General features: G+C 45.1%; 5 protein-coding genes. All 5 read left to right on the plus strand.

Annotation, left to right across the window (positions count from 1 at the left end):
- Nucleotides 1–159: 159 nt before the first annotated feature.
- Nucleotides 160–522 (plus strand): hypothetical protein, encoded by a 363-nt coding sequence (locus tag V3S16_RS17515; RefSeq protein ID WP_413887306.1) that lies wholly within the window; start codon nt 160–162, stop codon nt 520–522.
- A gap of 160 nt (nt 523–682) precedes the next feature.
- The gene (locus V3S16_RS17520) at nt 683–1,462 is read left to right on the plus strand and encodes a slipin family protein (RefSeq protein WP_413887308.1); all 780 of its coding nucleotides are present in this window, start codon (nt 683–685) and stop codon (nt 1,460–1,462) included.
- 41 nt (nt 1,463–1,503) lie between these two features.
- Nucleotides 1,504–2,388 (plus strand): 4Fe-4S dicluster domain-containing protein, encoded by an 885-nt coding sequence (locus tag V3S16_RS17525; RefSeq protein ID WP_413887310.1) that lies wholly within the window; start codon nt 1,504–1,506, stop codon nt 2,386–2,388.
- Nucleotides 2,388–3,602: an NrfD/PsrC family molybdoenzyme membrane anchor subunit gene (gene nrfD / locus V3S16_RS17530; RefSeq protein ID WP_413887312.1), complete on the plus strand. Its 1,215-nt coding sequence runs from the start codon at nt 2,388–2,390 to the stop codon at nt 3,600–3,602. The genes V3S16_RS17525 and nrfD overlap by 1 nt, the downstream gene beginning before the upstream one ends.
- A gap of 71 nt (nt 3,603–3,673) precedes the next feature.
- On the plus strand, nt 3,674–4,854 hold a 1,181-nt coding region (locus V3S16_RS17535), incomplete at its 3' end, for an ammonia-forming cytochrome c nitrite reductase subunit c552 (protein ID WP_413887314.1).

The raw sequence follows: 4,854 nt of genomic DNA on the forward strand, positions 1-4,854 counted from the left end.
CCGCGGCAAGCCACGGGGTATCAACAAATGATATTTTCTATCTTAACGCAGCAAGCTGCGGGGAATTAAACCCGACAGATTCCGCAACCTTCATCGCGTATTCATTGCAATCTGTGTAATCTGCGAAATCTGTGGATTAAAGTTTAGGGCAAGCGGGTCATGCGGAAAGAAATAGTTGTGCTCGACACTGATGACAAACATTGTCTGGAGCTGTGCGCCATGCTGGGAGAAAAGCATTATCACGCGATCCCGGTGTCTTCTTTGGACAGCCTGGAAAAATACCTTCAAAAAAATACTTGCCTGGCAGTTATGGTGGACATTGAACATGCAGCTATCGATAATTCCACCATCAGGAATTTATCAATTAATTACCCCGGGGTCTATTTTTTAGGCATGTCCAAACAGCACTACAATCCGACTTTAAGAGAAGCCATATGCTACCATATTTATGTATGTCTTAATAAGCCGGTTGATCCGGACGAACTTTTTTACTGGATAAAGTCTATTAACGAAGAGGAATAGGTAGCAGACTCATGTGTTGAGACCACTCTGGTTGATTATAGGTTTAATGGCAGTGTTGGCAGTAGTCAAGCATTTTATAGTCCCGCCGAATTTTGGAGTGCAGGGAAGATTCCAATTAAAAGAAATAGTTACAATAAAGAATAAAGAAAGGAGGGATTAAATGCTCCAAATAACTTCAATAGGGTTTTTGTTGTTGGCGTTTATACTGGGTATTTACTTTTTTTCAGTTTCAATTTTTGTTTTACGAGAATACGAAAGGGGTGTTGTCTTCAGGCTTGGCAGGTTACTTCCTGTAAAGGGACCTGGTCTTGTAATAATCATACCGGTTATTGATAGTCTTGTTAGAGTAAGCCTGCGGACGGTTGCGATTGAAGTGCCTACACAGGATGTAATTACCAAAGACAACGTATCGGTCCAAGTAAGTGCTGTTATATATTTCAGGGTGGTTGCCCCTGATTTATGTATAACACAAATTAAAGATTACAATTACGCTACATCACAGATGTCTCAAACAACCCTGAGGAGTGTCTTAGGGCAGAGCCATCTTGATGAACTCCTTGCCAAAAGGGATGAATTAAATACAACACTTCAGCATATCATCGATGAGCAGACCGAACCCTGGGGAATAAAGGTTTCACATGTCGAGATAAAAAATCTTGATTTGCCGGAAGGGATGCAGAGGGCCATTGCGAGACAGGCAGAAGCGGAAAGAGAAAGAAGGGCAAAAATCATTCATGCCGAAGGTGAACAGCAGGCGGCTCAAAAACTCACAGATGCAGGCAAAATAATTAGAACCGAACCGATAGCACTGCAACTTAGATATCTTCAGACGATAGTTGAAGTAGCTACTGAGAGTAACTCAACAATATTAGCTCCTATACCTATACCTATGGATTTAATTGAAGCATTTATGAAGAGATCTAAAAAGAAATCTGAATAAGCTCCGCCAAACATCCCCTTATTTTGGACATTTGCAAAGAAATGGGAAAACTGAACAGAAGAGAATTTGTTAAACTCGCCGCTGTAGCCGGAGGCAGCGCTCTTTGGCCCCCACAATTGCGGGTAGTGGGCGATATTATCGAACGGATAACCGGGTTTAATCCTACAGAGCCTGAAGAGGCGCTGGAGGTCATCCCCGGAGCCAAATTCGGGATGGTGATTGATCTCGGAAAGTGTATTGGCTGCAGGCGGTGCATGTATGCCTGCAAACTGGAGAACAATGTTCCCGATACCATCTCCCCTCCATATATAATGGTGTTTCAAACTCAATCCAAGACAGGCGTAAGCGGCTATTACCATTCCCCGAAAATACCCGAAAGGGGCACAACAATGATGTACACAAAGCTCCGCAAAGACAAATGGTATCTGCCTGTGCAGTGTAACCACTGCGACCACGCGCCGTGTGTTAAGGTTTGTCCGACCGGAGCGTCATACAAAGATCCTGACGGCATCGTCATGATAAATTATAAAAAATGTATCGGATGCAGGTATTGCATGACGGCATGTCCTTACCAGGCCAGAAGATTCAACTGGTGGGAGCCTGAGATACCCCTTGAGCGTAGAAATCCCTTAGTGCCGTTGCGCGAAGAGGGTGTGGTGGAAAAGTGCACTTTCTGTGTACACCGTACCAGAAAAGGTAAGTTTACACGATGCGTGGAGGCGTGTCCGAATAAGGCCAGAATCTTCGGAAACCTCAACGACCCCGGCAGCAAAGTTTCAAAATTAATTGCATCCGAACGGAATTTCAGGCTTAAAGAGGAACTTAATACCGTTCCCCTGATATGGTACTTAACACAGCGCAGCGAGAAAAAGATGAGGTGGTATAAACCATTGCCTCCCCCAAAAGGAATCAGGGGGTTAAGATAATGAAAGAGACCAGTAAGGCGCTTCACGCCTTTCTTACATTATTGCTGATAATAGCAGCCTGGGGCGGCTACAATTTTGTGCTCATCATGTTTGTAAAGGGAGTCGGGATCACCGGCTCAAGCGACCTGGTGCCGTGGGGAGTGTTTATAGTAGGTTTTGTCTTCTGTGTAGGCACCAGCGCAGGCGCAAGCATAATAGGATTGCTGATATCCGGCTTTGGGCGTGATGACTACAAACCCCTCGGGACACGCGCCATTCTGGTAGGGATCTTGTCCCTGATGTCCGCGGTGTTGTTCCTTTTGGCCGACGTTGGAAATCCTTTTAGGACAATGCTGCTACCCGCTGTGATTAGAAATCCGACTTCGGCGCTGGTTTATACGTCGATGACTTATGTTTTGTTTGGTGCTCTGTTGCTGGGAGAGTTGTACTACGCGGTAAAAATCACACTAAGCGGGGGCGTGGGGAGCGACATGGAAGAGAAGATTGCAAAGGTGCTGGCTATTCTGGCACTTCTTTTCGCCCTTATGGTAGTACATGCCCCTCATGGAGCCCTGTTTGCCTTTGTATCAGCCAGGGAAATGTGGAATACGCCTCTGCTGCCGCCGCATTTTGTAGTTGTAGCGCTGGCTTCAGGCACTGCCGTAATGATCTTAGTCGCAATAATTACTTCAAAGATAAACAAGAGCGAACTTGTCGGCTTAGAGACCCTCAGTCACATGGGCCAACTTCTGGCACTCTTTATAATAATAACATTATTCCTCGACTTCTTTGACTTTGTTGTGATGATTTACGCCGGGAAGCCCGCGGGATTAGAAATATGGCACCTTCTGACAGGCAGATTTGCGCCCCTGTTTATTATTAATACCGCCGGCCTGTTTGTCGCTATGTTAATACTGCTCTTTAAACGGGGAAGGACTATCAAAGGACTGTCTATGGCTTCATCTCTAACTGTAATAGCCATAATAGCGTATCGTTTTAATTTGATAATAGTAGCCCAGACAGCTCCGCTGTTCCCGGGGATGGGCGAGATATATTACATGCCGACAGTACCCGAGATGGCCGTGGTGGTGGGTATAATAGCGTGGGCACTGTTTCTTTACATAGTGCTGATAAAGGTGCTTCCTTTGGAAGAAACAGTTCCGGAACCGGAGATTGGCCCTGATATCGACCACAGGTATCAAATAACGGTACCTACTTTTAGAAAGCCTGGATAAGGCGTTCTACAAAGCAAATAATACTACAGAAATTTTTGTTATTGATAGATGGGATAGATGGAGGTGCGAAATTGAACAAGTCACTGAACAGACCTAAAAATAACAAAAACATTACTGAAAATATTAAAAACGTTTTTTTCGGTTATTGGGGTATCTGGGTTGTCCTGACATTTTTATTTATATTTTTCACAATAAAAATTTCCGGCTATCTACCCCCTGTCCGTGAGGAAGTAGAGGTTGCAGAAGCAATGAAAACTCCAACCTTCGGCGAACCCGAGTATGTCGGCTCAAAGAGGTGTAAGGATTGTCACTGGAGGGAATATGATACATGGAGGAATACATTACATTCCAAGTTTATGCAACGCGCTGATGAATATACTGTCATGGGTGATTTTGAGAGAAACAACAAGCTAACCGCAAAAGTCTCAAACAAGTCGCCTAAACTCGCCGGAGAAGAGGTCGATACCACGATGTTCAAAAAGGACGGCAAGTTTTACGTGAGCACAACCGGCCCTGACTGGGAGTTTCATAACTATGAAATCACTAATGTTATTGGTATCGGAAGGAGGCAGAACTATCTTACTAAATTCCCAAACGGCGAAATTCACGTGCTTCCGGTCGAGTGGGATCTCAAGATGGAGACCTGGATTGACCTCAACGGCCTAAATAATAACATTCCGGGAGATGGTGAATACTGGAGCGACTCGGAAAGTATCTGGCAATTCAAATGCGGCGGTTGCCACGTCACCGGCCTCCAGATAAATTATGACAAAATCAATAACTATCTTGATTCGACCTGGGCTGACCCGGGCATAGCCTGTGAAGCCTGTCACGGGCCCGGCGGAAATCACGTCAAAGCTGCCAGCGAATACTTTGATTATGAGAAAGAAACTATCATCAACCCGGCAAATTTACCCTGGCGGCTGCGCGCCATGGTCTGCGGCCAGTGCCACAACTGGGGCGCAAGTACGGTCGAGGTTGCCCAATATAAGGAAGGTTTCCCGAAGAATTACGGCTATGCATACAACTACCGGCCGGGGAAAGCGCTATATCTGTTCTACATGGAGGCGTCTTTTACATTCCATGAAAAAATACATCACCAGCAATACAATGAATGGAAGACGAGCGTACATGCAAACACAGGAATTATGTGCACGAACTGCCATAGTGTTCATCAAAAAGAAGACATAAAAACTGCCATGACAAAGCTTACCTCAGACAGTCTCTGCATGAGTTGTCATGTAACATTGCT

This window comes from Candidatus Desulfatibia sp. (assembly GCF_036446775.1).
Lineage (GTDB): Bacteria > Desulfobacterota > Desulfobacteria > Desulfobacterales > UBA11574 > Desulfatibia_A.